This window comes from Streptomyces sp. NPDC060064 (assembly GCF_042736455.1).
Lineage (GTDB): Bacteria > Actinomycetota > Actinomycetes > Streptomycetales > Streptomycetaceae > Streptomyces.
Window position 1 is genome coordinate 182,598 of record NZ_JBHWWF010000004.1, and the last position, 24,398, is coordinate 206,995.

At 69.2% G+C, this 24,398-nt stretch carries 16 protein-coding genes, 1 tRNA gene and 1 pseudogene; 6 read left to right on the top strand and 12 right to left on the bottom strand.

What is annotated here, in order from left to right:
- Positions 1–5: 5 nt before the first annotated feature.
- The 3 genes from ACFWDI_RS07315 to ACFWDI_RS07325 all read right to left on the bottom strand — a co-directional run bounded on the left by ACFWDI_RS07315 (position 6) and on the right by ACFWDI_RS07325 (position 4,064).
- Positions 6–794 (bottom strand): GntR family transcriptional regulator, encoded by a 789-nt coding sequence (locus tag ACFWDI_RS07315; RefSeq protein ID WP_385301828.1) that lies wholly within the window; start codon positions 792–794, stop codon positions 6–8.
- 124 nt (positions 795–918) lie between these two features.
- Positions 919–3,333 carry an FtsX-like permease family protein gene (locus ACFWDI_RS07320; RefSeq protein WP_385301829.1) on the bottom strand — a complete coding sequence of 805 codons (2,415 nt, stop codon included), beginning with the start codon at positions 3,331–3,333 and terminating at the stop codon, positions 919–921.
- The gene (locus ACFWDI_RS07325; protein ID WP_385301831.1) at positions 3,327–4,064 is read right to left on the bottom strand and encodes an ABC transporter ATP-binding protein; all 738 of its coding nucleotides are present in this window, start codon (positions 4,062–4,064) and stop codon (positions 3,327–3,329) included. The genes ACFWDI_RS07320 and ACFWDI_RS07325 overlap by 7 nt, the downstream gene beginning before the upstream one ends.
- 132 nt (positions 4,065–4,196) lie before the next feature.
- Between ACFWDI_RS07325 and ACFWDI_RS07330 the strand changes: the two genes are divergently transcribed.
- Both ACFWDI_RS07330 and ACFWDI_RS07335 read left to right on the top strand, forming a co-directional pair.
- A complete protein-coding gene (locus ACFWDI_RS07330) occupies positions 4,197–5,462 on the top strand; it encodes a sensor histidine kinase (protein WP_385301832.1) in 1,266 nt (421 codons plus the stop codon).
- Entirely contained in the window at positions 5,447–6,094 is a 648-nt protein-coding gene (locus ACFWDI_RS07335; RefSeq protein ID WP_385301833.1) for a response regulator, read from the top strand. Before ACFWDI_RS07330 ends, ACFWDI_RS07335 begins: the two co-directional genes overlap by 16 nt.
- Before the next feature lie 518 nt (positions 6,095–6,612).
- On the opposite strand, the gene ACFWDI_RS07340 is transcribed toward ACFWDI_RS07335, so the two are convergent.
- On the bottom strand, positions 6,613–10,656 hold the full coding sequence (locus tag ACFWDI_RS07340) for an AAA family ATPase (protein WP_385301834.1): 4,044 nt from the start codon (positions 10,654–10,656) through the stop codon (positions 6,613–6,615).
- A gap of 802 nt (positions 10,657–11,458) precedes the next feature.
- On the opposite strand from ACFWDI_RS07340, the gene ACFWDI_RS07345 reads away from it, so the two are divergent.
- Positions 11,459–12,067 carry a DJ-1/PfpI family protein gene (locus tag ACFWDI_RS07345; RefSeq protein ID WP_385301835.1) on the top strand — a complete coding sequence of 203 codons (609 nt, stop codon included), beginning with the start codon at positions 11,459–11,461 and terminating at the stop codon, positions 12,065–12,067.
- Between the two features lie 238 nt (positions 12,068–12,305).
- Complete coding sequence (locus ACFWDI_RS07350) at positions 12,306–13,196, top strand: enoyl-CoA hydratase/isomerase family protein (protein WP_385301836.1); 891 nt, start codon at positions 12,306–12,308, stop codon at positions 13,194–13,196.
- Positions 13,197–13,929: 733 nt separating this feature from the next.
- Here ACFWDI_RS07350 and ACFWDI_RS07355 read toward each other — a convergent pair.
- The 3 genes from ACFWDI_RS07355 to ACFWDI_RS07365 all read right to left on the bottom strand — a co-directional run bounded on the left by ACFWDI_RS07355 (position 13,930) and on the right by ACFWDI_RS07365 (position 16,668).
- Entirely contained in the window at positions 13,930–14,811 is an 882-nt protein-coding gene (locus tag ACFWDI_RS07355) for a pentapeptide repeat-containing protein (protein WP_385301837.1), read from the bottom strand.
- Positions 14,812–15,223: 412 nt separating this feature from the next.
- A complete protein-coding gene (locus ACFWDI_RS07360; protein ID WP_326653708.1) occupies positions 15,224–15,646 on the bottom strand; it encodes a hypothetical protein in 423 nt (140 codons plus the stop codon).
- Between the two features lie 749 nt (positions 15,647–16,395).
- The gene (locus ACFWDI_RS07365; protein ID WP_385301838.1) at positions 16,396–16,668 is read right to left on the bottom strand and encodes a hypothetical protein; all 273 of its coding nucleotides are present in this window, start codon (positions 16,666–16,668) and stop codon (positions 16,396–16,398) included.
- A 240-nt stretch (positions 16,669–16,908) separates the two neighbouring features.
- Here ACFWDI_RS07365 and ACFWDI_RS07370 point away from each other — a divergent pair.
- Positions 16,909–17,187, top strand: a pseudogene (locus ACFWDI_RS07370) (LacI family transcriptional regulator); the annotation flags it as partial.
- A gap of 119 nt (positions 17,188–17,306) precedes the next feature.
- Here the strand turns inward: ACFWDI_RS07370 and ACFWDI_RS07375 are convergent.
- The 4 genes from ACFWDI_RS07375 to mptB all read right to left on the bottom strand — a co-directional run bounded on the left by ACFWDI_RS07375 (position 17,307) and on the right by mptB (position 21,202).
- Positions 17,307–17,380: transfer RNA gene (locus tag ACFWDI_RS07375), tRNA-Pro, on the bottom strand.
- Between the two features lie 146 nt (positions 17,381–17,526).
- The gene (locus tag ACFWDI_RS07380) at positions 17,527–18,453 is read right to left on the bottom strand and encodes a metallophosphoesterase (RefSeq protein WP_362677923.1); all 927 of its coding nucleotides are present in this window, start codon (positions 18,451–18,453) and stop codon (positions 17,527–17,529) included.
- Positions 18,348–19,775, bottom strand: a complete 1,428-nt coding sequence (locus tag ACFWDI_RS07385; protein WP_385301839.1) for a glycosyltransferase 87 family protein — start codon at positions 19,773–19,775, stop codon at positions 18,348–18,350. Before ACFWDI_RS07385 ends, ACFWDI_RS07380 begins: the two co-directional genes overlap by 106 nt.
- Positions 19,772–21,202: a polyprenol phosphomannose-dependent alpha 1,6 mannosyltransferase MptB gene (gene mptB, locus ACFWDI_RS07390; protein WP_385301840.1), complete on the bottom strand. Its 1,431-nt coding sequence runs from the start codon at positions 21,200–21,202 to the stop codon at positions 19,772–19,774. The genes ACFWDI_RS07385 and mptB overlap by 4 nt, the downstream gene beginning before the upstream one ends.
- A gap of 157 nt (positions 21,203–21,359) precedes the next feature.
- On the opposite strand from mptB, the gene ACFWDI_RS07395 reads away from it, so the two are divergent.
- On the top strand, positions 21,360–21,824 hold the full coding sequence (locus ACFWDI_RS07395) for a GatB/YqeY domain-containing protein (protein WP_327325146.1): 465 nt from the start codon (positions 21,360–21,362) through the stop codon (positions 21,822–21,824).
- A gap of 159 nt (positions 21,825–21,983) precedes the next feature.
- On the opposite strand, the gene ACFWDI_RS07400 is transcribed toward ACFWDI_RS07395, so the two are convergent.
- Positions 21,984–24,218 (bottom strand): transglycosylase domain-containing protein, encoded by a 2,235-nt coding sequence (locus ACFWDI_RS07400; protein ID WP_385301841.1) that lies wholly within the window; start codon positions 24,216–24,218, stop codon positions 21,984–21,986.
- Positions 24,219–24,398 lie beyond the last annotated feature (180 nt).

Genomic DNA, 24,398 nt, shown 5'->3' on the forward strand with positions numbered 1-24,398 from the left:
GGCACTCACCACCTTTCCAGATGAGTGGTGAAGAGCAATTCCGTGCGGTCACCAGGCAGCGTGATGTCGGATACGTCCACGACGCGGTCGTTGATGTCGAACGAGGTCTTCCGGAGAACCAGGACCGACGTGCCCGGCGGCAGCTCCAGCTCATCCGCCTCTTCCGGTGTGGGTGGGCGGGCGGTGACGCGTTCCTCGACGCGGTCCACTTCGATTCCCACGGTGTAGAGCTGGTTCTGTGTGCCGCCGGGCCACGGTTCGTTGGTGTCGTCCAGGAGGTCCGGGTTCTCCTCGACCAGGGCGCGGACGATGTATGAGGTCACCAGGTTGAGCGGGGCGGTTTCGGCGGCGTACCTCGTCCGGTAGGTGCGCTCCAGGAGGGGCGTGCCCTCGGGGACCCCGAAGGTCTCCGCAAGTTCCTTGTTCGCCTTGGTCTCGCGATACGCCGCGTAAAAGACGAGGTCGTCCATCTGCAGGCCGGTGTCGTGCTCGGTCGCGCCCGTCTCCAGCCTCTTGGCCTCCGGCTCGCGCGCGCGGCCCTTCTCCCACTGGTGCCGGACGTTGTCGCGCAGCACCGTCGTGCGGGGCCGACGGACGAAGTTGCCGCGGCCGTGCTGCTTCTCGATCAGCCCTTCGTTCTGCAGCAGTCGAAGTGCGTTCTGGATCGTCGGGACGCTCTTCCCGTACTGCTCCGCGAGTTTGGTCTCCGCGGGAAGTCGGTCGCCGGGCTCCAGCTGACCGGCGCGGATGGACTGGCGGAGGTCATCCGCGATCCGCTCGTACACCTTTGCCACTGATGCTCACCGTTCTCTGTCGCCTGACGGGGCTCAGCCTATGACTCCTAAAGAGGTCTTGACGAGTGGGGAGAGCTACGCCATCGGACCACTCGTCTCCGGGTGAGTGGTGAGTGGTGAGTGGTCAGCGGACCGTCGCGCCGCGGCGGAGGGCCAGTGCCACCGGCGCCAGCGCCGCGGGGACGGCAATCACCGCGCAGGCCGTGGCCAGGAGTCCCAGGGTGGACCAGGGGACGACCGGGACCGTGGACAGGCCGAGGGAGGTGAGGGCGGCCCAGAAGCCGGCCAGGTTGAGGACCGTGGCCAGCAGGCCGGCCGTCGCGCCGACGGCCACCACGAGCAGGGTCTCGCCCGTGACAAGGCGCAGGAGCTGGGGCTTCGACGCGCCGCTCAGGCGGAGCCGGGTCAGGTCGGGCAGCCGGTCGGGGGTGGCCATGACCAGGGTGTTGGCCACCGAGACCGCCGAGTAGAGCAGAGCGATACCCAGGACCATGAGGAGGCCCAGTCGCGTGGTGCGCTTCGTGCCAGGAGCACTGGCCTCCAGCCACTGCGCGCGCGGCAGCACCGTGGCCGACGGGGCGGCCGCGCGGAGCGCAGCCAGGGACGCGCCGCGGACGTCCACCCGGTCGACCGGGGCGCCACCGGCGTTGCGCGGGGTGACGTAGGCGCCGTTGTCGCCGGTGCCGGTGCGCATTACCGCGGCGATCCGCAGGGTGCGCCGCGTGCCGTCGGGGAGCCACACGGGGACGCGCTCGCCGACGGTGTGGCGTTCCCACTCCTCGTTGACGACGATCGAGTCGTCGTCCAGGTCGCGCATGTCGCCCGAGACCAGCGGAAGTCGCGCCGTACGGGCCAGCAACGGCGGCTCCGCCGCGCGGACTTCGGAGCGGACCAGCGCCACCCCCTCCTCCAGGACGTGCACCGCTCCCCCGGCGGAGGGGGAGACCACAGCACCGGGCAGCTCGCGCAGCCGCCGCAGCTCCTCAGCCGGGAGGCCCCCCGCGGGCGGGGTCACGACGAAGTCGGCGACCGTACGGGCCCGAAGCTCGTCGGACTTCGCCGCGTTGATCGTGGACGTGGTCCCCAGCAACGACCCCGCGATGGCCACCGTCACCAGCACGGGCGCCGCGACGGCGGCGGTGCGTCGGACACTGGCCGCCGCGCCTTCGCGCACCAGCATGCCGCCTGCGCCGGGCAGCCGGGACGGGAGCCAGGCCAGCAGCCGGGCCAGCGGGCGCACCAGCAGCGGGGCGAGCAGCGCGCAGGCGGCGATGAGCAGCAACGGGCGCGTCATGTACGTCTTGCGGTGCAGCAGGTCGCCCGGGTCGGAGACCAGCGCGAGCACCAGGGTGACCAGTGCTGTCAGTAGCAGCCCGCCGCCGGTGGCCCAGCGGCCCCAGGTCATGACCCGGCTGTCCACCGACGCCTCGCGCAGCGCCTGCACCGGGGCAGTGCGCCCGGCCCGCCAGGACGCGGCGGCGGCGCCGCCGAGCGCGGTCGACAGACCGGTCCAGAAGGCCAGGTGGTACGGCCAGGTGTGCTCGCCCGAGAGCGCGAACCACGCAGGGGCGAGCTGCTCCCGGACCGTCCAGGAGGCCAGCCAGGGAGCCGCGTACGCGCCCAGCACGCACCCCGCCGCGGAGGCGAGGACGCCGACTGCCCCGGCCTCGGCGTACACCGTCCGCCGCAGCTGCCGCGGGGTCGCCCCGGCGGTGCGCAGCAGGCCGAACTCCCGGCGCCGCTGGGCGACGGCGAAGGCGAAGGTGGAAGCGACGACGAACACGGAGACGAAGCCGGTGACTCCCCCGGCGGTGCCGAAGAGGGCGTTCAGCGCCATCAGCGCCTTTGCGTCGCGGTCCGGGTCGGTGTCGGCGAGCCGTCGGTCGTCACCGGTGAGCACCCGTACCCCCGCGAACTGCCGCGCCACTTCCCGTACGCGCGCCGGAGCGGCGTCGACGACCACCCGCTCCGTACGTGGGGCGAGCCGCGCGGCGTGCGCGTCGGTGTAGAACACCGCGTGTTCGAAGCCGCGCCCGCGGACGGTGCCGACGACCCGTACGGTGCCGTGCCCGGTCTCCAGCCGCCGCCCCGGCGTGGCCCAACCGCCGGTCACCACGGCCTCGTCGGCGGCCCGGGGCGCACGGCCCCGCTGCAGTTCGTAGCGGGCGAACGGCGCGGTCGACCAGGGATGCCCGACGAGGTCCCCCGGCCCGCGCCGCGCGGGTACCGGGAAGGCACGGTCCTCGGTGACCGGCCCGAGTCGCCGCAACTCCCGCATCAGCGCGGCGGGTAGGGCGTGCGGGCGGTCCAGCCGGCCGGTCTCAGTGCCCTGCCGGGTCGGTACGGAGAAGGTGTCGGCACCCTGCACCACCACGGGTGCGGCGGCGAAGCGCTCGGGCTCCCGTTCCGGCGCGTCGAGAGATGAGGCAAGCACCTGGCCCATGACGGTGAGCAGCGCGACGCCGAGGCAGAGGGCGAGGAAGCTGCCGACGAAGGTGAACCAGCGGGTGCGCAGGGTGGTCAGGGCGACGGTCAGCACGGCGTGCCCTCCAGGGCGGTCATCCGGGCGGCGATGGCCGCGGCGGTCGGATCGGCCAGCTCGCCGTCGATGCGGCCGTCGACCAGGAAGAGCACCCGGTTCGCGTACGCGGCGGCCACCGGGTCGTGGGTGACCATGACGACGGTCTGGCCGTCGCGGTCCACCAAGCCGCGCAGCAGTTCCAGGACCTCCCGTCCGGTGCGGGTGTCCAGTGCCCCGGTCGGCTCGTCGGCGAACAGCACTTCCGGGGAGGTGATCAGCGCCCGGGCGAGCGCGACCCGCTGCTGCTGGCCACCGGAGAGTTGGCCGGGCCGGTGTCCGGCCCGCTCGCCGAGCCCGACCTGGGCCAGCGCCTCGCGCACCCGCGCCTGCGACGGGCGGCGCCCGGCCAGCCGCAAAGGGAGCGCGACGTTCTGCGCGGCGGTGAGCGAGGGGAGCAGGTTGAACTCCTGGAAGACGAAGCCGATCCGGTCCCGGCGGAGCTTGGTGAGCCGGGACTCGCTGAGGCCGGTCAGCTCGGTGCCGGCCAGGGTGACGGTGCCGGCGGTGGGCCGGTCGAGCCCGGCCGCGCAGTGCAGGAAGGTGGACTTCCCGGAGCCGGACGGGCCCATCACGGCAGTGAAGCTGCCCCGGGGCAGGGAGAGCGAGACCCGGTCCAGGGCGGTCACGGCGCCCTCGCCGGACCCGTACCCTCTGCTCACCGAGTGGAGTGCGATCGCGTCGTTGTCCATGTGCTCCAGCCAACCGGCGCGGCGCGGCCGGCACATCATGGCCGGCCCTAGTCCTGGGGTATGCCTGTCCCTACCCCCGGCACCCCTACTGGGCGGATGGCTCGGGCCCAGCGCGGCTTCTACCGTGACCCCATGCATCCGACCTCCGTGTGGCAGGCGCTGCCGCAGCGCCGCTATCTGCTCACCTCCTGGCCGTGGCGTGCGACCGGCTATCTGATCGGCGGGGTGTGCGTGGGGGCCGCCACGCTGGTGGCGCTGCTGGTGCTGACGGTGAGCGGAGCGGTGCTGGCACTTGCTCTGGTGGGGCTGGTGCTGCTGGCGCTGGCGGTGCTGTGCGGGCTCCCGGTGGCCGCGGTGGAGCGGCGCAGGCTGCGCGTGATGGAGGTGGTGCCGGTGCCGGACGCGCACGGGGTCCCTGCCGTGCCGGGGCTGTGGGGGTGGCTGCGCACCCGGTTCGGGGAGCGGGCGACCTGGCGGGAGCTGGGGTACGCGCTGTTGCTGGCGTGGGTGGTGTGGCCGCTGGAGGCGGTGGTGGTGGCCTTCGTGCTGCTGTGCCCGCTGGTGGCGACGGCCACGCCACTGCTGTTCGCGACCGCCGGGGGCGGGCGCGAGCTGAGGGTGGTGAAGCTGTGGACGGTGACCACGTATCCCGGGGCATTCGGCGCCATGGCGGTGGGCCTGCTCTCCCTGGCCGTGGCCGGCTACGTGCTCGGCGTGGTGGCCGGGGCGCGGGCGGCGCTGACCCGGTCGATGCTGATGCAGGAGGGCGCCGAGGTGCGGGAGTTGGTACGGTCCCGGGCCCGGCTGGTCGACGCCTTCGAGGCGGAGCGACGGCGGATCGAGCGCGATCTGCACGACGGGGCCCAGCAGCGGCTGGTCGCCCTGTCGATGGCGCTGGGCCTGGCCCGGCTGGACGTCCCGCCGGGCCCGTTGGCCGACCGGCTGGCCGTCGCGCACGACGAGGCCGGCAAGGCACTCACCGAGCTGCGGGAGCTGATCCACGGCATCCACCCGCAGGTGCTCAGCGACTACGGTCTTGAGGCCGCCGTTCTGGACGCGGCCGACCGCTCCCCCGTTCCCGTCGAGGTCGGGCTGGAGCTTCCTGGGCGGCTGCCCGAAGCGGTTGAGGCGGCCGGGTACTTCGTGGTGAACGAGGCTCTGGCCAACGTGGCCAAGCACAGCGGCGCAGGCCGCGCCTGGGTGCGTGGCGGGCACCGCGCGGGGAGGCTCGTGCTGGAGATAGGCGACGACGGCCGGGGCGGTGCCGACCCGGCGGCCGGCACCGGGCTGACCGGGCTGGCCGACCGGGTGGCGGTGCTCGATGGCACACTCTCCCTGGCCGCACCGCCGGGCGGCCCGACCCTGTTGCGAGTGGAGATTCCTTGCCGCTGCGAGTAGTCCTGGCCGAGGACAGCGTGCTGCTGCGCGAGGGCCTGATCGGGCTGCTCGCCCGCGGCGGCCATACGGTGGCCGCCGCCGTCGGCGACGCCGAGTCGCTGCTGAAGGCGGTCGCCGAGCATTCCCCGGACATCGTGGTCACCGACGTCCGCATGCCGCCGGGGCTCCAGGACGAAGGGCTCAGGGCCGCGGTACGGCTGCGGACCGGGCAACCCGGGCTGCCCGTGCTCGTACTGAGCCAGTACGTGCAGCGCGCCTATGCCGCCGACCTGCTCGACTCCGGCGACGGCACCGGAGTGGGCTATCTGCTGAAGGACCGGGTGGGCCAGGTCGGGGAGTTCCTCGACGCGCTCACCGAAGTGGCCGACGGCGGCACGGTGGTGGACCCCGAGGTCGTACGGCAGCTGCTGCGTCGCCGCCGCGACCCGCTGGAGCGGCTCACCCCGCGCGAGCGGGAGGTGCTCGCGCTGGTCGCGCAGGGCCGGTCCAACGGGGCGATCGCCCGGGAACTGGTGGTCTCCGAGGCCGCCGTGGGTAAGCACATCGGCTCCATCCTCACCAAGCTGGATCTGCCGCAGACCGACGACACCCATCGCAGGGTGCTCGCGGTACTGGCGTTCCTGCGGGACTGACGCCGGCCGCTTCGAACAGCAGCGCAACCTTTCCAAGCCTTTTCACGAACATCGCCTCGTGGGCGTATCGCGACTCCGAGGGCTCTCCGAGGCGGAAGCCAGAAGGGCACAACCGCGCGCGATTCATCGCTGAAGTCAGGAAAGCTCTCGCCTCTCCACCTGCGCCAAATGAATAGCAGGCTCCAGCAGGAGGATGGGATTCCTTGCCCACCTCCCCGGACCTCGTAGAGGACCGCGGGCTTTTGCACACCCCTGTCCCGCTGGTGATGTTCTCCGCAGGACATGGAAGCGCCCGACCGCTGGCGACGGGGGATGCACCAGCGATCGGGCTGTAGCCAAGAGTAACAAGGCTGCTTGTACGGCGGGAACCCGCTGCTCAGCCGCATCGAGGCGTTGTGATCGGGATCACGCAATGCAGTCCACAAGGGGTGGAAACGGAGGACCAAGGCCGCTGATGAGCGGACCGGGGCGTCCCGCCGGACGCTCGGGGACATGTCGCTGGTCGAGCCTCGGCCCCGCTACTGGTCGCACGGAGGCTCGTACGAGAGACGGGGCAGATACTCGTGCCATTTCGCCGGCGTCAGAACGCCCCGAGTGGTCGAGCAAATGCGACGAATGGCCTCGTCGACGTCGAGGTTCCACAGCCGGACGGTATCGGCGCCGCTCGATACTCCGAGCATGTGGCTTTTGGGACTGAACGACAAGAAATTGCCCGTCTTGGCGTTGGGGCTCATCGATTGACCAATGGGAGCGGCCTTGGACGGATCGGCCACGTTCCAGAGCCGGACCGTGTTGTCGTTGCCGCCGCTCGCCATGGTGCGGCCGTCCTGGCTGAACGTCAGCGACACGACCGCTTCGGTGTGGCCGGTGAGGGGGGAGCTCAGCCGGGTTGCCTTGAGGGGGTCGCTGATGTTCCAGAGCCGGACCGTGCCGTCGTCGCTGCCGCTGGCCAATGTATGGCCGTCGGGGCTGTAGGAGAGCGTGTTGATGGGGCCGAGGTGCCCGGTGAGAGGTGCGCCGAGTTGGGCGGCATGACGTGGGTCGGCCACGTTCCACAGCCGGATGGTGTCGTCGGCGCTGCCGCTGGCGAGAGTGCGGCCGTCCGGGCTGAAGACGAGGGAATTGACGTAGCCCTTGTGGCCCGTGAGCGGCTTGCCGAGCGGAAGAAGGTGGGACGGGTCGCTGCTGTTCCACAACTGAATGGTGCGGTCCTCATGGGCGGTTGCCAGCGTGCGCCCGTCCGGGCTGAATGCCAGCGCGTCGGGGCCCGCGAACCGCGTCCGCAGTTCGACGGGCGGCCCGTAGGAGACAGGCCGAGTCGGGTCGGTGACGTTCCACAGTTGCACTGCGCGGCTTCCCGTCAGCACCGCGAGTGTGTGGCCGTCGGGGGAGAACGCCAGTGAACGCACGTCACCCTTCCCGGGCATGAACGGTTTACCCAGCGACGCGGGCCGTTCGGGAGACGCCACGTTCCACAGCCGAACCCTTCCGTCGCGCGCGGCCGTGGCCAGCACCTGCCCATCCGGGCGGAACGCTCCGATGCGGCCGATCATGTCCGACGTCGGTATCGACCACAGGCGGACCCTGCTGTCACCGCTCCCGGTGGCGAGCGTTCGGCCGTCGGGGCTGAAGCCCACGGCGTACATCTCGCCACTGCTCCCTGCGAGAGGCTCGCCGACCTGCGACGGATATGCCGGATCGCTGACGTTCCACAGGCTCGCCGTACTGTCTGCGCTGCCGGCGGCGAGCATGGTTCCGTCGGGGCTGAAGGCGACTGACCATACGGGACCGGTGTGGCCGGTGAGAGGCGCGCCGAGCGGCGTCGCGTGACGTGGATCGGCCACGTTCCAGAGCCGGATGGTGTCGTCCGCGCTGCCGCTGGCGAGGGTTTGGCCATCGGGGCTGAAGGCCACGGAGTGCACCGTGTCCGTGTGGCCGGTCAGCACTGTGTCGATCCGCGCCGGATGACGCGGATCGGCCATGTCCCACAGCCTGATCGTGTCATCGTCGCCACCGGCTACCAGCGTCCGTCCGTCAGGGCTGAACGCCATGGAGCGCACGGCGGCGGTGTGGCCGGTCAAGGCACCGAGCGCCTTCGGCCGGCGCGGGTCGCTCATGTCCCACAGGCGAACGGTGTGATCTTCATTGGCGGAGGCCAGAGTGTGTCCGTCCGGGCTGAAGGCGAGCAGGTAGACCGTGCCGCCATTGCGGGTCAAGGGCGCGCCGAGCGGGCGTGGGTGGTGGGGATCCTGCACGTTCCACAGCCGGACCGTACCGTCGTCCGAAGCGCTGGCGAGGGTGCGGCCGTCCGGGCTGAAGACCGCGCTGCTCACCCAACTCGTGTGGCCGGTGAGGGGCTTGCCCAGCTGTTCGGGCCGAGTCGGGTCCGACACGTCCCACAGTCGAACGGTCCGGTCGTAGTTGGCGGTGGCCAGGAACCGCCCGTTCGGACTGAACGAGGTGAGGTACACGGCGCCGGCGTGGCCGAGCAGCGGTGTGGCCAGCGGCGCGTTCACGATCGAGATCAGCCGATTGTTCGCGCCCTCGTCGTCCGGCCGCAAGCGGTGTGCCACCAGGTCGAGTTGAGCGGACAACGACGGGTCCGTGTACTGGACGCGATCGGCTTCGGCGACCACCTGCTCGAACACCGCATCGTTCCGCTGCTGCCACGCGACCACCGCCGAACCGACGGCCAGCATCGCCAGGACGACCAGAGCCGACACCGCACCACGGCTGATCCAGACTGTGCGCTTGCGCAGCCTGACCGAAGCAGCCAGGAATTCCACCGCGATCCGCGTCAGGAAGGTTTCACCGGCGGATTTCGCCCAGTTGTGGGCCTGCTCCAGACGGGAACCCCGGTAGAGCAGTGACGTATCGCGGTTCGACCCTTCCCAGGCCCTGCCGTCCTCTTCCAGCCGCTGGCGCAGCAGATTGCCGGTCCTGTCCTCGTCGATCCAGTCACGCAGGCGTGGCCAGGCGTGGAGCAGCGCTTCATGGGTGATCTCCACGGTCTCCGCGTCGAGTGTCACCAATCGGGCGCTCACCAGTGCTTCGAGCGATTCCTCCGTCTTGTTGGGGTCTGTTGACTCCGCCGCCAGTTGGCGCCGCGTCCCCCGTCTACGGGTGGCCTGGGTGTCTTCGCCCAGCCGGACCAGCCTGAGGAGGAGCAGTCTCGCGGCCGTGCGTGCTGCCGGGTCGAGGCCGGACCAGGCCCGCTCGGCGGTCGCCGCCACCGCTCCCTGGATTCCGCCCGCCGCGCGGTAGCCGGCCAGCGTCAGCCTTCCCGCCTTTCGCCGCTGCCAGGTGGCGAGCAGGGCGTGGGAGAGGAGCGGCAGAACCCCCGCGTTGTGCGCCCCGCGGGGGCCGTCAGCGCCCAGTTCCCGGACGATCAGTTCCCCCAGCCCCGGTTCGAGTTCCAGGCCCACGGCCTTGGCCGGGCCGGTCACCGCTTCGCGCAGCTCCGTGGTGGTCAGCGGCCCGAGCACCATGTGCCGGTGCTGCAGCGCGTCGGCCAGTTCGGGATACCCGAGGCATTGCTCGTAGAAGTCGGCGCGGATGCCGAGGACTACGAGCACGGGGGCCGGGTCACCGGAGCCGGGGGGCGAGCACGCAGCGTGGAGGAGCTGGATGAAGGTGCGCCTGCGCGCCTCGTCGGAGCAGAGGGTGAACGCCTCCTCGAACTGATCCACGATGATGACCGGACGGGCGGTGGAGGATGTCTCGCGGTGCGTCCATGCCGTGACGGCCTTCCTCACCACGTGCGCGAATCGCGGAGTACCGGGCTCCTTCACCGCCGGTTCCTTCACCGCCGGTTCCTGCGCCGCCGGTTCCTCCGCGGCAGAGACGACGTGCGCGAGCTCAGGGATCCGGCGGGTCAGCTCCGCGAGAGGATCGCCTCCCGGCGCGAGCTGCAGAACCCCCCTTGCCCGGCTGTTCTCGTCCCCCAGTGCGCCGTTCTGCAATGCGGGCACCAAGCCGGCGTTCAGCAGAGAGGATTTTCCCGCACCTGAGGCGCCCACGAGCATGACCAGGCCACCCGTCTTCTCCGCTGCGCGGAGCTGAGCGATGAGGGCATCCGTGCTCCGCTCGCGGCCGAAGAACCACCGGGCGTCTTGCTGACGGTACGAAGCCAGCCCCCGGTAGGGGCACACACCGGGGACGGTCGGGGTTTCGACCGGGGGTTGTTCCTCCGCTTCCGCGGATGCAGCGGCGCGGTCGCTGACCGGGTCGGCGACCGCGCGCTCCCATAGGCGCTGCCACTGGGCCAGGTCGTACAGGCCCGTGGACACCGGCGCGGGCCGCGAGCGCCGCGCTTCGGGGATCAGGATGTGCAGCACCACTGCGAGGGCGGCGAACTGGGCAGGCACGTTCTTGGCCCGTCGCCAGTCGCTGATCCGCTGAGCGGACACCCGCACTGGCCGCCCTTGTTCGTCGACCCGCTGAAGCCGGACGACCGCCTCGGCCACACGCTTGAGGGGAGGGTTGCCGGCCTCCTTGTACAGCAGCGCGAGACGTTCCGCGAAGGCTGTGCGTGCCCCTGAGTCGGAACTCAAGGTCTCCACCCCTTACTTCCCCCGTACCTGGGCATCCGGACCGGAAAACTCACCTTATATGGCTGACCTGCGGTTAAGCCGTCGGCCCGGTGCCGGAACCTCCTCGGTAGGAGCCACAGCTGGCAGGATCACGACGCAGTAGCGCATCACCGGGCGTCGCCCGGATATGCCACCAGCTCAGCGCTCGGAGAGACAACTCATGACGCCACATGTTCTCGGTCATCTTCCGTCGGAGTTACGAGACGGTGGCGACGGTCTCGTCGGGTGAGTGTGAGAGATCCGTGGAGCCAGTCCCATCCGGACTGCTAACGCGTCGACCACGGGTCCGGCCTTTCCTCGATCCGCGCCGTACCGGCGCGGATCGACGCCGCCCGTATGGTTCGGCACCGGTCCCCACGAGGGGAGGGACTGGTGCCGTACGACGTGGCGTGTGGAGGCTGTGCAGGCCGGGGTGCGTTGTCCGACGGCAGCGATCGCACGCCGCTCACAAGCAGCCAACGGCAGCCGATCACCTCGGTGGGCCGCGAATGCTTCGGCAGGTCCACGCATCAGGCCCGGTTCCCTGACAAGGAACCGGGCCTGACCTGGTGCTTCAGCTGTCGGGGTGGCGGGATGCGAACCCACGACCTCGTCGTCCCGAAGCAACTCGGATGGGCGCTCCGCCTTGGGCTTCGAGTGGTGTATCAACGGGTCCAGGCGCGACTTCGGCAACTGCAGCACTGCCAGATGAGCCACCGATTGCCAATTGGCCCGTGACCTGGGCACAGCGCCCTGAGAAACTGCACCTCCAGCCGTGCTTTGAGGAGATGCCATGCAGGTAGCCGTGGTCACCTTTGACGGATTCAACGAGCTCGACAGCTTCATCGCCTCCGCGCTGATCAACCGGTGCCGAAAGGACGGCTTGGAGGCCTTCATCACGACACCGACGCCGGTGGTCACGTCCATGAACGGCGTCGAGGTAACCGGACAGCGCCCGATGGAGTTCGTGACCGAAGCCGACGTCGTGCTGATCGGTAGTGGGGTGAAGGCACGAGACGTAGTCGCCGACGACCGGCTGATCTCCAGGCTGTCGCTCGACCCTTCGCGACAGCTGATCGGTGCGCAGTGCTCCGGCGCGCTGGTGCTCGCCCGGCTCGGGTTGCTGGATGGCATGCCCGCCTGCACGGACATGAAGAGCCGGCCCTTTGTCGAAGCCCGCGACGTCACCGTGCTGGACGCGCCGTTCCACGCCGAGGGGAACATCGCTACGGCGGGCGGCTGCCTGGCGTCCCAGTATCTCGCCACGTGGGTGATCACCCGAATGCTCGGGGAGGACGCCGCGCGCGACGTCATCGGCTACGTGGCTCCGGTCGGCGAAAACCAGGAGACTGTCGAGCGCGCCATGCGCGCCGTCCACGCGGGCGAGGTTGTACTGCGCTGACGCCCCGCGAATCAGCCCTCTGGGCTGCCGCTTCGGCCGGTGGGCACTGCTTGAGGAGTTCGATCAGTCTGCCCTGACGTCCGGTCGGGCACGTGCTCGACTCCAGCTAGGTCCGGACGACTCAGGGAGCCCACTGGCGGGGGGCGGCATAGCATGGCAAACCCGGGTGAAAGGGTCACTGTCATGCCCCGAGTGATCTGGCGCGGCGCCATCAGCTTCGGCCTGGTCACCATCCACCGTGCACCGCGTCCACGAGAAGGAGGGGCTGAGCGATGACAGGAAGACCGAGATGACCGCCTCGTACGAAACCATCAAGACCAGGCTGGACGGCAACGTCCTGTCCGCCACGTTCAACGCGCCGCCGATGAACCTCATCGGTCCCGAGGTCGTGCGGGACCTGGTCGCATTGCTCGAGGAACTGTCACACCCGACCGCCCCACGCGTGGTGATCTTCGAGAGCGCGGACGCCGACTTCTTCTTCCCGCACGTCGACATGACGAAAGTCCCCGAGTACACCGCTGAGGCCGCGAAGGCCGGAGGCCCCGGCGATGCCTCACTGGGAATGCTGTTTCGCAGGCTGAGCCAGCTCCCGGCTGTCACCATCGCCAAGCTGCGCGGCCGTGCCCGGGGAGCGGGCAGTGAGTTCCTCCTTGCCTGCGACATGCGCTTCGCCTCCCGGGAGAACGCCATCCTGGGCCAGCCCGAAGTGGGAATCGGAACACCCCCCGGCGCGGGCGCGATCCAGCACCTCACCCGTCTGCTGGGCCGGGGCCGCGCACTTGAAGCCGTGCTGACGTCGTCGGACTTCGACGCCGACCTCGCCGAACGCTATGGATGGGTCAATCGTGCGGTCCCTGACGCCGAACTGGACGAGTTCGTCGCGGGCATCGCCGCGCGCATGAGCGGCTTCCCCCGCGATGCGCTGATCGCAGCCAAGTCGGCAATCAACGCCATCAGCCTGCCGGCTCCTGCCGAAGTACGCGCAGACGCCGCGCTGTTCCAGCAACTCGTCCGAGGCGAGGGAGTGCAGCAGCGCACGGCTGAGCTGTTCAAGCAGGGCTTCCAGACCCGTGGTGCCACCGAGCTCGGCCTCGGAGACGCCCTGGGCGACTTGAAGGCCGTCGACTGACGAAGAACTGTCGTGAGGTCGGTGCAGTGTGCACCCCTGGTTGCCCTCGTACGGCATGTTGCGGGCCGACGATACCCACCGGTCTACGGGCATGATCTTCCCCGGAGGGGACGGATGTGGACGTCGTAGAACTGATGGAATGGCTGGCCGAGCGAGGGTGCTCGATGGTCTTCAAGGCTGATGGTGAGCGCACACGCGGGCATCGATGGATGGTGATCGTCTCTGGCGGCGTCTTGGGGGAGACGTTCTTTAGGCGTGACTTGGCATCCGCCGACGCATGCCTTGAGGCCACACTCGCCCACTTGGAGAGCCGCGGTATGTCGCCGTTCGCCTGAGGCCGGAGCTTGGGAATCACCGGGTTGATTGGGTTGTGTGTGCCTCTGACCTGGGCAAAGGATGGCCAAGTGGCGTGTCGGCGCGGAGCCACTGTGACCGTGGCTCACCGCTGCTCTCCTCTTGTTCTGGCACGTAGCCGGCACGGCTCGTCGAACGCTGTGGTTCTGTCGCGACATCTGGGCCGGCATTCATTGCTGCGCTACTTGCGCGTTCCCAGGGGCGCGTGCAGCTGATCGCCGAATATCAACGGTCAGTGAGAGAGCCTCGTAGTAGTGCCGACGTCGCCTGTGCGGAGTGCTGGGCTGGGCGACGACGGCTCGTGGAGGATGCCAAAAACCCCACCACTCAGCCACTTTCACAGGGCGGAGAAGTCCGGCGCCAATGTGCCCGGAGGAGATCATGCCGACGGGGGCAGGCCTGTCGTGGCATCGGTGAGAGCCGTGCCGATTTGCTTGGCGTCGTGCCCCTTGGCCCTGCGCAGATCGGCGCCGCGCAGGTCCGTGTCTTGCAGCCGAGCATCGGAGATCACGGCGCCACTGAAGGTTGCCCCTCGCAGATTGGCTCTGCTGAGAACGGCCCTGGTGAGAACTGAGTTGGTCAGGTCAGCCCCAGGGAGCCAAGCGTTCTCCAGGTTGATGTCTCGTAGATCAGCTTGACCGAGGTCGCAGCCGGCCAAGCGGGCGCGGCTGAGGCGGGCGTTGGTGAGGTCCGCGCCGCGAAGGTTCGTGCGGCGGAGGTCCAGCCTGGTGGGCTCTGCCCGTGCTGGGCGTCTGCCCAGCACCGTAAGGGCAGCTTGGATCTCCTCGGCGAGGGGCTGGGGGTCTGGTGTGCCGCCTTCCGGTCGGTGCGTGTGCTGCCTTATGAATCCGGCGAGCACCGCGACAACCGTCGTGTGGTCCTTCTCCGAGTCCCGCATGATCCGTTCAAGGCTGTAGATGCCGCCGAGGCGCTGGGTTGGGTGGTCAGCACTCAGCAGCTTGATGGCTTCAACGTATCGGTCCGTTACTTGACCTTCGCGAGTGAGTTCGGCCTGCTCTTGATCCCGGGCGCGCGTGTGCTGAAACGAGCGGTGCGTGTAGTACAGACCCAAGCAGGCCATGACTCCAGCCCCGATTGCGACCAAGGTGGTCCTGAAACCGGTGACGATCACACCGTCGGCCGGTTGTAGATCACGTGTGCGCAAGTGGCTGCCGTCGATCATCCACGGGCCGCGCCACATCAGGAGCATGTAGCCGGCCGCGACGACGACGAGGGCGGCTATCTGGAGGGTGCGCTTCATGCGGCGAATCATGTCCACGCATGCCGGGGCCAAAGCGTGGCCGAACCATGGTGCTCTGCGGAGTAGTCACGCAGTTGGTCACGCACAACGAAGCAGGGCCGGTTTCCACTGAAGGAAACCGGCCCTGACCTCGTACTACAGCGTCGGGGTGGCGTGATCTTCGGGGAGGTAGTGGCGGGTGAAGGCGATCCTTCGTCGTTCATCTCGAACGGCACGGCGGTGGTCAGTCGCGCCAACACGGCGAGGTGGGGCAGGGGTTCGCCTGCACGATCGCGTGCGGCCCATGGGCGGGATACCGACCTCTACAACCCTCTGGTGTCCTGCCCGGAGGTCACTCAGGGCTTGGCTTCACAGGGCCGGGCCGCACCTTTGCGATGCGGCCCGGCCCCGTAGGCGTAGAGCTTGCCCGGAATCAGGACTTGGTCTCGTCGCTGCAGTACCAGTCGCCGTAGCGGCTGCCACCGCTGTAGCGGGCCTCGCACACGCGCACAGTGATGTTCTCGGTGATGTCGTAGTTGCACTGGCGGATCTCGGTGCCGTTGTCGCCGATGCTGGTGGTGTCGTAGCAACCAGTGCGCAGGTCCTGCCAGGTGTACCCGTCGCAGCCGACGTTGGCGCAGACCCGCTGCTGGATCTTGCCGTACACCGCGTAGCCGTCGGCGGAGTGGTCGGTGATGTAGAGCCAGTCACCGTCCGGGTAGAACGTCGAAGTGCCCCAGCTCTTGCTGACGGACACGTTGAGCCCGCTCGCGGAGGCGGAACCTTCCATCCCGGCGACCATGATCGCGCTCGCCGCCAGGGCCAGACCGACCTGTGCCAGTCTCTTGAGCTTCATAAAGAGATTCCCGTCGTGCCGGTGTTCGATTGAGGTGAGATGACACAGCACTCATGATCGGAATGTCAACTTGTTTTTCATGGCGGTGAGTTGAGGCCTGCCGGGCGAAGCCGAGCAGATCGAAAGCAGGTGGTACACAGCCCCGTACTGCCCGGTGTCCTCGCCGGTGGAGTAGCAGCCGTGGATGTAGATGACGCCGCGGGTGCGGCGGTGGGTCGTCGGCAGCCGGTCGGGCTTGGTTGAGGGCCGTTCGGCTGCCCGAGCCCGTGATCGCCCGGTGTTCCCCGTGATTCCCCAGCCGATCGGGCACGTTAGGAGCATGGTTAGCATCTCCCGCTATGGCTGCCATTGATCCAACCGACCCGCAGAGTGAGCGAGAGAAGGGGCGGGTCGCCCTCTGGCTCGACTCGGATGACCTGCGCTGGCTCGCTCGTCATTGCTGCTGCAGTCCAGATGCTTCGGACGATGAGCGCGATCGTTGCGGCCGTATTCGCTTTCGGGCCAGCGCTGCACTCCACAAGAACGATCACACCGATTGAGAGCCGCGCTCATGAGGTCGGTGTAGCGGGTTGGCCGGTGTCCTGCCCGGTTTGGGGTCGTGCATGATCAGGGAGCCGTACGCTTGCCGGCTACTCGGGCAGGTTTCGCTGTCCGCGCGGACCGGCGCGCGGACAGCTGTGAAACGGACCCCGGCGAACCGATTGCGACACTGCGGCGCGCACTGACTCGACGCCATGTCCAAGGGCGTACTAGAGCACGATGATCACGACACCTCCGTGGTTGAAGAAGAAGCGGTGGTGGTCGAAGCGGTGGTCGAAGCGGTCGAAGCGGTGGTGGTCGGAGCGGTGGTCGGAGCAGTTTCCGCCCCAGTCATCGCGGTCGCCGCACCAGTTGGTGGTCACATGAGTGTGCACGGCAGGGGCTGCTGCGGCCGTGCCTGCTGCGCCGATCGCAGCGCCGCCGGCCATCAGAATGCTGGCCGCGGACACCGCGACGAGACGCCTCGCGCGTTGTGCTCGCATGATGGATGCACCTTTTCCTCCATCGTCTCGCGCAACTCTCAGCGGCACGAGATGGATAGCCACAGCCGAAGGGGAGCAGCGGCGTGGTCGCAGGCGTCGCCTCGCCCATACGAGGAGCACGCGCTGCAGCCAAGATCCCCGCCGTACGGGAACCGGCTGACCGGTGCGTTTCCCCGGGTTGCGGTTCTCCTTTCAGTACGTTGACGGCGCCCTTGTGGATTGCGGGTCGGCGGGAAGTCCGCGGAGGGGCTCGCACCTCACGGGCTGCGCCGCACGGCCAAGACGCGCATGGAGGAGGTCTGTACTCCGCCGAAGCGGATGGATGAGCGCATGGGACACATCGACGGTTCGGTGCAGGCGCGCTACTCGCACATCACTCGGCAGATGCGCGAGGACCTGATGGCCGACCTCACCGCGGAGTGGGAAGCGGCGCTCTATGCGCGGCTTGCGATGTGCACCACGTCTTCGGTAGCCGTGCTCAACGACCTCTTGCAGGAGCGGCTGAGAGCGCGTCGGTAGGTGTCGTCAGGGAGCGGGATTTCAAGATCTTCTCCCAGATTTCTCCCAAGAGGCCCCGGAAACCGCTCAAGGGCCCGACCCGCTCTGCGGATCAGGCCCCTGACCTGGTATTTCAGCTGTCGGGGTGGCGGGATTTGAACCCACGACCTCTTCGTCCCGAACGAAGCGCGCTGCCAAGCTGCGCTACACCCCGATATCGCCGGTGTCCCGGCGACATCGATTACTTTAGCCCACCCGCGCCTGGAGGCGAAATCCGGTTTTCGCGCCCTCGTCGACGCCCTTGCCGACGCCCCGCGGACGTCGCGGTCGATGCTCCACCAGCGCCGCTGACCCGCCCCCTCAGTCCCGCGCCGTCAGCGTCAGCAGCGTCGCCTCCGGTGGGCACGCGAACCGCACCGGTGTGTAGCGGTTGGTGCCGCAGCCCGCCGAGACATGCAGGTACGAGACCTTTCCTTCGGCCCGGTGAGTGGAGAGGCCCTTCACCCGGTCCGTGTCGAGGTCGCAGTTGGTGACCAGCGCCCCGTAGAAGGGGATGCACAGCTGCCCGCCGTGCGTGTGGCCCGCCAGGATCAGGGGGTAGCCGTCGGCCGTGAAAGCGTCGAGCGTGCGCAGATACGGGGCGTGGACCACGGCCAGCGACAGATCGGCGCCCGTCTCCGGGCCGCCCGCGACCTCCTCGTAGCGGTCCCGCTTGATGTGCGGGTCGTCGAGGCCGGTGAAAGCCAGCTCGTAGCCGTCCAGCTTCAGCCGGCCGCGGGTGTTGCTCAGGCCCACCCAGCCCGCCGCGTCGAACGCGTCGCGCAGGTCCTCCCACGGGTTGTGGACCGCGCCGACGGCCGGTGCGTTGCCGTTCAGGCCGTGGCGGCCCTGGGCCTTCTCCAAGAGGTAGCGGGCGGGGTTACGGAGCTTGGGGCCGTAGTAGTCGTTGGAGCCGAAGACGTAGACGCCCGGGAACTCCATCAGCGGGCCGAGCGCGTCCACGACCTCAGGCACGCCGTCCGGGTCGGAGAGGTTGTCGCCGGTGTTGACGATGAAGTCCGGGCGCAGGCCCGCGAGGGACTGCAGCCAGGCGCGCTTCTTGCGCTGGCCGCTCACCATGTGGATGTCGGAGAGCTGGAGTACTCGCAGCGGCCGCATTCCCTGCGGCAGCACCGGCACCGTCAGCCGTCGGAGCCGGAAGGAGCGGGCCTCGAAGCCGGCGGCGTAGGCGAGGCCGGCCGCGCCGACTGCCGTGATTCCAAGGGGTACTCCGAAGCGTGCGCGCATGCGCCCATCGTCGCAGACCTCTCGAGAGGAAGGGATTGGCGGGCGGCCGCTTCCGTCGCGACTTCCCGTACGGGGAGGGCGAGCAACAGGCCGAGCGAGATCCAGACGTACGTGTTGCTGCCCAGGAAGCCGTCGACACCCGTTGCGTCCCAGCTCCACAGCCATACGACGCTGCTGCACAGCACGACGTAGATCGCGACGGCCCAGGTCAGCAGCCGGCGTCGCCTCGGGTCGCCCGGCTCCGCGCGGAGTCCGGCGTCGATCAGTACGGCGAGGGCCGGAAGCAGCCAGACCAGGTGGTGCACCCAGGTGACCGGGCTGATGAGGCAGGCGATGAGACCGGTCAGCGCGAAGCCCGACTGCTCGTCGCCGGCTGCGGCAGCCCGGCGCGCCCGCCATGCCCAGACGCACAGGAGCACAATCACGCCGAGCGCCCACACCGCACGGCTGGGGGCGGCCGGTTCCGAGAGCCGCGCCAGGACTCCCTGCCAGGACTGGTTGGAGACATAGGCCAGCGAACCGACGCGGTCCGTGTCCCACATGGCCTCGGTCCAGTACACACGCGACGCGCCGGGCGCCGCCCACACGGCGAGCAGTGTGGCGCCGCTCGCGACAGCTGCCGCGGTGCCGGCGGCCCGCCAGCGCCGGGTGACCAGCAGATAGCCGATGAAGACGGCCGGAGTGAGCTTGATCGCGGCGGCGAGGCCGATCCCGACGCCCGCCAGCCTCCCGAGGCCCGTGAATCGCCCGCTTGCGTCGTGGCCCGTGCCGCTTGCGCCGTGGCCCGTGCCGCCTTCGCCGCGGTCCGCGAGTCCGCCACGGCCCGTGAATCGCCCTCGGGCCACCGACAGCAGCCAGGCATCCGAGAGCACCAGCGCCAGCAGCAGCAGATTGACCTGCCCAAAGCTGAACGTGTCGCGGACCGGTTCCAGCAGCGCGAACAGACAGCCCGCGACAGCGAAGGCGAACCAGCGGCTCCAGCCCTGCCGGCGGACGACGGCCCCGGCCGACCAGTACAGGATGGCGGCCGCCGCGGCGACATTGAGCAGCACACTGATCGCCACCGCGCTCGGCCAGTCGACCAGCGTCATCGGCAGCATGCACACTGCTGCGAACGGCGGATAGGTGAAGCCGTAGTGCGTCCCCGGTGCCAGATAGTCGTAGATCCGCCCGCCATGTCGCCAGCTGTCGACGGCTCCGTAGTAGACGCCGAGATCGAACCAGTCCCGGTGCAGCGGGACCGTCGCGAGGAAGAGTCCGACGGCAGCCGCCAGCCCCACCACCAGCAGCAGCCGTCCGCGTGTGCTCGTCGGCCACGTCATGCCGTACTCCCGACAGGCCCGGTCCCGGCGGCGGTACGTCCCGTGATCCGGTACGCACACAACATCGTCAGCACCGCCAGCACCCCGCCGCCGGTCGCCAGCGCGAGCTGCGCCCTGTCCGGCGCGAATCCACTGGGCAGTACGGCCAGGGCCAGTACCGCGCTGGCAATGGCGACCGCCCGGCGCATCGGCCGGTCGGGCCCGGCGGCGGCTATCAGGAACAGCCCCCACAACACGTACCAGGGCCGGATCGCGGGTCCGAGTACGGCCACCGCCGTCAGGCTCAGCCCGAGTGCGTAGACAGGGCGCGGCAGATGGCGCCGCCAGGCGATCAGTACGGCGGTGGCGGTGGCGGCGAGTCCCAGCAAGTGACAGGCGGGCACGGCGAATTGAGCCAGTCCGCTGCCGGCGTTCTCCAGCAGGGCGCTGGTCATCCGGCCCAGTGACGAGGTGAGCGACCAGTTCTGCGGCGATACCGGGGTGTCCAGGGCGGCAATCCACCCGTAGCCCGTGCCGGCCAGCGCGGTCGCCGCCGCTGTGGTGGCCGCTGCCGCGCCGAGCACCGCAAGCGCCGCCTTCAGCCGCCGCGCCCGGCCGCCGAGATGCCGGCCCCAGAGCAGGACCACGGCCAGCAGCCCCAGCGCGGCGGGCGCCTTCACCAGGGCCGCGAGGGTGACCAGTACGGCGGCGATTATCGGCCAGCGGCCCAACGCGGCGACCAGACCGGCGCCCAGCAGGCCGAGCATGATCGCGTCGTTGTGGGCTCCGCCGACGAGATGCAGCAGCACCAGCGGGTTGAGCGCCCCGAGCCAGAGCGCGGCGGCCGGCTCCGCCCCGCAGTGCCGGGCCAGCGCGGGCAGGCAGACGACCATCGCGGCGACCCCGAGCAGCGCGACCAGCCGCATGCCGAACACGCCGGTGGACACCTCCGTACGGGAGAAGTCGGCTATCCCCTTGGCGCAGGCGAGAAAGACCGGGCCGTACGGGGTCGGGGTGTGCTGCCACAGCGGTGCCACCTCGTCGGTCAGCGGTCCGCCGAGCCGGGAGGGGCCGTACGCGTACACATCGATCCGGGCGTCGACCATCGCGCCCTGGGCGAGATAGCTGTACACGTCCCGGCTGAACAGCGGTGGCGCCACGATCAGCGGTGCCGCCCACAGCCCGAGCGTGAGCAGCAGCGTGCGGCGGCCCGGTGGTTCAGGACCGCGTATCGAGCGCCCCAGCAGAACCCAGGCCGCGACCAGCAGTACGAGCCCGAAGTACGCGGCGGCCAGGCCGACCGCCGCCCGGCCGGACCCCGGCGCGAGAGCCTCCCGTACGGGCAGCGCTCCGGCGGTCGCGCCACCCGCGGCAAGGGCTGCCGAGCCCACCAGCCCCAGCAGTTGGCAGCGGCGGGTGTCGACGACGGGGACACGGATGGCCAGCACGTGGGCAGACTGTCAACGGGCGATGGCCGGGAAGCGACGCCGGCATCGCCGTCGAGCGGCCGCCATGTGTCGGCCGCATTACGGATGCCGGGTCAGGCGGCCCGCCGCCACGAAATGCGCGGGCGTGCACCTCGCCGCACCTGACACACTGGACGGCATGACCACGCTCAAGTCCAAGCTGAAGGAAGACCTCACCGAGGCGATCAGGGCGCGCGACGAACTGCGCTCCTCCACGCTCCGGCTGACCCTCGCCGCGATCACCAAGGAGGAGGTCGCGGGCAAGACGGCGCGCGAGCTCTCCGACGACGAGGTGCAGAAGGTGATCGCCAAGGAGGCGAAGAAGCGCCGTGAGGCCGCCGAGGCCTTTGCCCAGGGCGGACGGACCGAGTCGGCCGAGCGGGAGCAGGCGGAGGGTGTGCTGCTGGACGCGTACCTGCCGAAGCAGCTGAGCGACGACGAGCTGCGCACGATCGTCGCGCAGGCCGTCGAGGAGGCGAAGGCCGCAGGTGCCGAGGGGCCGCGTGCCATGGGCGCCGTCATGAAGATCGTGAACCCGAAGGTGGCGGGTCGCGCCGAGGGTGGTCGGGTGGCCGCGGCGGTGAAGCAGCTCCTCGCGGGCTGAGCGCGCTTACGCACGTACTGATCGCGTATCTGTCGCGTACCTGATCGCGTACCTGATCGCGTACGTGATCGCGCAAGTGATCCGAGTACGTGGTCGCGTACATACGCGAAAGAGGGGCCCCGGTCGCATGCGACCGGGGCCCCGCTTCAAAAACACCCGCTACGGCCGGCCGCCGTTCACGCCGCCGTTCCCCTGGCCGCGATCGTTCCCGCCGATCACACCCGGCGGGAGCGAGATCCCGGGCCACGGCTGCTGCCCGCCGTTGCCCTGGCCACGGTTGTCACCGGGCTTGCCGCCGCCCGGCTTGCCCTTGCCCTTGTCCTTGTCTTCCTTCGGCGGGTCCGGGATCGGCACGGTGACGAACGGCGGAGCGGCCTGCCCGTCCAGCGCCCCGGTCATCGCGTCCCGCCAGATCGGTCCGGGGACCTGACCGCCGAAGACCTTCTGCTGCCACACGCCGCCGATGGTGATGTTCTCCATCTTCACCTGCTGCGTGGGGCTGCCGACCCAGACCGCGCCGGAGAGGTTCGGGGTGTAGCCGACGAACCAGGCGTTCCTCCGCGCGTCCGTGGTTCCGGTCTTGCCCGCGTTGTCGCGGCTCTGCAGACCGGCCTGCTGACCCGTACCGGAGTCGATCACTCCGCGCAGCAGCGTGTTTATCGTGTCGGCCGTCCGCTCGGACATGATCTTGTCGCAGGTGCTCTTCGGTACCTGCAGGCTCTTGCCGTCGGCCGTCGCGATGGACTCGATGGCGGTCGGGGTGCAGTACGTGCCGCGGTTGGCGAACGTCGCGTACGCGGTGGCCATGGTCAGCGGCGACAAGCCCTTGGATCCCAGGGAGATCGCGGGCACCTCGGGCAGCTTTTCGCCGTTGCCCTGCACGACGCCCATCTTGCTCGTCATCTCCATGACCGGGCACATGCCGATGTCGGCGATCATCTGCACGAAGTACGTGTTGACCGACTTCGCCATCGCCTCCTTGAGCGCGTACGGGCCGACCTCGGACTTGTTCTCGTTCGGCACTTGGTCGTTCCCCGTGTTGACCCACGGCTTTCCGCTACAGGTCTGCACCGCCGGATACGGCATCTTGTACGGCGCCGGGTAGACCTGTGTCGGCGGCTTGCCCTGCTCTATGGCGGCCGCGGCCACGAAGGGCTTGAACGTCGAACCCGTCGGGAAGCCGTAGTTCGAGCCGCCCAGCTGCTTGTTGACCGAGTAGTTGATCTGGGTCTCGGTCTTGCCGAAGCCGTACGGCCGGGACTGGCCCATGGCCATGATCTTGCCGCTGCCCGGCTGGACCATCGTCACCGCGGTGGCGACGCTGTCCGTCTGGTAGACGTGGCTCTTGATCGACTCCTGTGCCGACTTCTGTGCCTGCGGGTCGAGCGTCGTCTTGATCGTCAGGCCGCCCCGGTTCCAGAGCTTGGCCCGGTCCGCCTTGTTCTTCCCGAAGACCGGGTCGGAGAGGAACACCTCGCGCACGTAGTCGCAGAAGAAGCCCGCGCCGTTGACGGCCGTGATGCAGCCGTTCTTCGGCTTGCTGATCTTCAGGGTGACCGGGGTGGCTTTCGCCCGGTCCGCCTCCGCCTGCGTGATGTCGCGGACCTGGGCCATGCGCTGCAGCACGGTGTTGCGACGCTTGGTCGCCTCCTGTGTGTCATTGACCGGGTCGTAGCGGCTCGGCGACTGGACGACGCCGGCGAGCATCGCCGCCTCCTCCAACTTCAGGTTCTTGGCCGACTTGGAGAAGTAGCGCTGGGACGCCGCCTCGATGCCGTACGCCTGCTCGCCGAAGAAGGTGATGTTGAGGTAGTTCTCAAGGATCTTCTTCTTCCCGAGCTCTTCCTCGACCTGGATCGCGTACTTGAGTTCCTGGATCTTCCGGCCGAGCGTCTGCTGGGTGGCCTGGGCGACCTTGTCGGCGTTGTCGCCGGCCTCCTCGACGAAGACGTTCTTCACATACTGCTGAGTGAGGGTGGACGCGCCCTGGGAGACACCGCCCGACTGGGCATTGCGGTTGAGCGCGCGCAGTACACCCTTGAGGTCGATCGCCCCGTGCTCGTAGAAGCGCGAGTCCTCGATCGCGACGATCGCCTTCTGCATGTACGGCGAGATGTCCTTGAGCGGCACGACCGTGCGGTCACGCGAGTAGACCGTGGCGATCTGGCCGCCCTTGGAGTCGAGGATGGTGGTGCGCTGACTCAGCGGCGGAGTCTTGAGATTGGCGGGGATCTCGTCGAATCCCTGGACCGTTCCCTTGGCCGCGAGTCCCAGCGCGCCGGCTGCGGGCAGGGCGATGCCTGCCAGCACCGCTCCGGAGAGGACGCTGACACCGAGGAACTTGGCGGCCTGCTGGGTCCCGGTCAGACCTCCGCCCGGGCGGTTCTTTGGCATGGGGGCAGCCTACGTTCTCATTCGCCGGACACGCGTATATGCCTTGGCCTAAGCTGCTCACAACTGTCACAGCAGTGCGGTTTCGTATCAAGGCCTCCCCGAACTTCGGCTGTATCCATATGAGGCAGGCCCCTGTCCGAATCCGCCTCATGCGTCATCCGAAGTCCGTTGTGACTCAAC

Coding starts and splice junctions, on each gene's coding strand:
- ACFWDI_RS07325 (WP_385301831.1), bottom strand. CDS start 4,064: ATGGACAACGACGCGATCGCACTCCACTCGGTGAGCAGAGGGTACGGG.
- ACFWDI_RS07330 (WP_385301832.1), top strand. CDS start 4,197: ATGCATCCGACCTCCGTGTGGCAGGCGCTGCCGCAGCGCCGCTATCTG.
- ACFWDI_RS07345 (WP_385301835.1), top strand. CDS start 11,459: ATGCAGGTAGCCGTGGTCACCTTTGACGGATTCAACGAGCTCGACAGC.
- ACFWDI_RS07355 (WP_385301837.1), bottom strand. CDS start 14,811: ATGAAGCGCACCCTCCAGATAGCCGCCCTCGTCGTCGTCGCGGCCGGC.
- ACFWDI_RS07360 (WP_326653708.1), bottom strand. CDS start 15,646: ATGAAGCTCAAGAGACTGGCACAGGTCGGTCTGGCCCTGGCGGCGAGC.
- ACFWDI_RS07365 (WP_385301838.1), bottom strand. CDS start 16,668: ATGCGAGCACAACGCGCGAGGCGTCTCGTCGCGGTGTCCGCGGCCAGC.
- ACFWDI_RS07380 (WP_362677923.1), bottom strand. CDS start 18,453: ATGCGCGCACGCTTCGGAGTACCCCTTGGAATCACGGCAGTCGGCGCG.
- ACFWDI_RS07385 (WP_385301839.1), bottom strand. CDS start 19,775: ATGACGTGGCCGACGAGCACACGCGGACGGCTGCTGCTGGTGGTGGGG.
- ACFWDI_RS07395 (WP_327325146.1), top strand. CDS start 21,360: ATGACCACGCTCAAGTCCAAGCTGAAGGAAGACCTCACCGAGGCGATC.
- ACFWDI_RS07400 (WP_385301841.1), bottom strand. CDS start 24,218: ATGCCAAAGAACCGCCCGGGCGGAGGTCTGACCGGGACCCAGCAGGCC.